Source organism: Candidatus Magnetobacterium casense (assembly GCF_019173545.1).
GTDB classification, from domain to species: Bacteria; Nitrospirota; Thermodesulfovibrionia; order Thermodesulfovibrionales; family Magnetobacteriaceae; genus Magnetobacterium; species Magnetobacterium cryptolimnobacter.
The window spans coordinates 1-2,354 of the sequence record NZ_JABXWD010000476.1; the positions used below are offsets into that span (position 1 = coordinate 1).

Below are 2,354 nucleotides of genomic sequence, written 5' to 3' on the forward strand. Positions count from 1 at the left end.
CAACCGATGACCCCGTCCATACGCCGGACAAGGAGTGCCTCTATGGCTCACACCCGTTTGTCATCGTAGAGGGCGCCGAAACGTTTGGGGTGTTCCTGGACTATCCCGCCGAAATCACCATAGACATCGGCTTTACACAGGACGACCTCCTGCAGATACGAATGGCAAATCGCAACATTGACATCTACGTCTTTGATAGACATGGCCTAGAGCCTACCGATATTGTCAGGGAATTTCTGACACTCACCGGCACCCCCTACGTGCCACCAAAGTGGGCATTTGGCTATCACCAGTCCCGGTGGAGCTATCCCGATGAGAGGTCTGTTGCCGAACTTGCAAAGATGTTCAGGCAGAAGGGGTTTCCCTGCGACGCCATATACATGGACATAGACTACATGGACGGCTATAAGGTGTTCACAATCAATCAGGAACGCTTCGGTGACTTTGAACGCTTTGTTGCCTCAATGAAGCAGGATGGCTTTAAGCTGGTACCGATCATAGACCCTGCCGTGAAGGTCGAGCGGGGATATGGGGTCTGTCAGGAGGGAATGGATAACGGACACTTCTGTCGCAGTGCCGATGGTGGTCTGTTTGTTGCCGCGGTGTGGCCGGGATTTGCATACCTGCCGGACTTCCATAACCAAGTCACAAGAAAGTGGTGGGGAAGCCTCCACAGACGCTTTATCGAGGCCGGCATAGAGGGCTTCTGGAACGACATGAACGAGCCATCCATATTTTACACCCCGCAGGCCGTCAACGAACTCTACGACATCGTACAATACATGAGACAAAACGGCTTTGACAAGGAGGCGCTGACTTCAATGTCAAACAGGCCGGAGTACTTCGAAACAATCGTCCACACCGATGATGCCGGTAAAGCCGTCCCCCATAATGCGATCCACAACCTCTACGGGTTTAACATGGCAAAGGCAACCGTTGAGGGCTTTAACGAGTACATGCCACAACAGCGATATTTTCTCCTGTCCAGGAGCAGTTGCACGGGCGCTCACAGGCTGGCTGGCATCTGGACCGGCGACAACATGAGCTGGTGGGAACACCTGTTGTCACACATCAGGATGCTCATGTCTCTGAACATGGCGGGGTTCTTCTACTGTGGCGCAGACATTGGCGGATTTGGATGCAACACGTACGCCGAACTGATGATCAGGTGGATGCAGTTAGGGGTGTTTTCGCCTCTGTGCAGGAATCACTCCGCCATGGGCACCAGGTATCAGGAACCCTGGGCGTTTGGACACCGGGCGTTTGGTATGATGAGGGAGGCAATACGTCTGCGTTATGCGCTGTTGCCCTACACGTACTCGGAGTACATGCGTTGTGTGAGGGAGTTGGTACCCTTTATTTCGCCGCTCTTTGACACTACGGATGTCGAAGACCAGTTCATGTATGGCAACTCCATCATGGTAGCGCCCATACATCAGCCAAATGCAAGGGGCAGGTACGTCACCCTGCCATCGGCCAGGAGCGTCCTGGAGCGGGAAACCAGGTGCGACCTGGAGCGAGAAGGAACCAGGAGCGTCCTGGAGCGGGAAAGAACCCGGTGGCTACTGTGGAGATGCTCACGTTATGATGCAAGAGATGTCGAGGTCTATGCTCCGGGGGTCTACTACATAGGCGCTGAACTCGGTGAGATGCTCATCTTTATCAGGGAAAACACCCTTGTTACCCTCACTCATCCCGTTGACTACATCGGTCAGACAGACTGCCACTCCCTGACGGTCATAGGGTTTGTCACCGACAAGGCAACCTTCACCCTCTACGACGATGACGGCAGGACGCTTAAGTACAAAGAAGGCTGCTTCTCAACCCTGGATATCACCGTCGAAAGAGCCGGCGACGACTATGGTATCATGCTCGGCAGCAACGAACACGAGGACGTCCCCATTACAATAACCGAATTCCTGTTTGAGATATACGATGCCTCGGCAGAGAAGGTCTGCAGAAGGGTCGTGGCATAAATGGCAAATATGCGGAACCTCCGGTGGCTACTTCCATAATTTCAGAACTGTTACAGCCAGCGAAGCAGTCGTTATACCGACTCCTACAATCCACATGATCAGTTGGAGCTTGGCTTCATTAAACTTGTTCGATATCTTTTCATCAACGGATTTTTCGAAAAAATCCATTCGTTGCCCAAGATTTTTTTCAGTGCTGTCTATTTTAGCGTTTAACGCTTTTTCACTGTTATCTATCCGGGCATTTAATGCCTTTTCAATGCCATCAATTCGGTATCCTCTTTAAAAAGCAGGGTAAAAATTTTTTTCACGGTTAAAGGGCATGGATTCCTGCTTTCGCAGGAATGACAGTTACAGGCGTTTTCCAAGTGTGTCATTCCT

Annotated in this window: 1 protein-coding gene; it reads left to right on the top strand. The window is 51.6% G+C overall.

The genetic code is table 11. The features are described from left to right. The coding region (locus HWQ67_RS16525; RefSeq protein WP_218253787.1) for a TIM-barrel domain-containing protein at nucleotides 1-1,976 on the top strand (1,976 nt) is incomplete at its 5' end. Nucleotides 1,977-2,354: the final 378 nt, after the last annotated feature.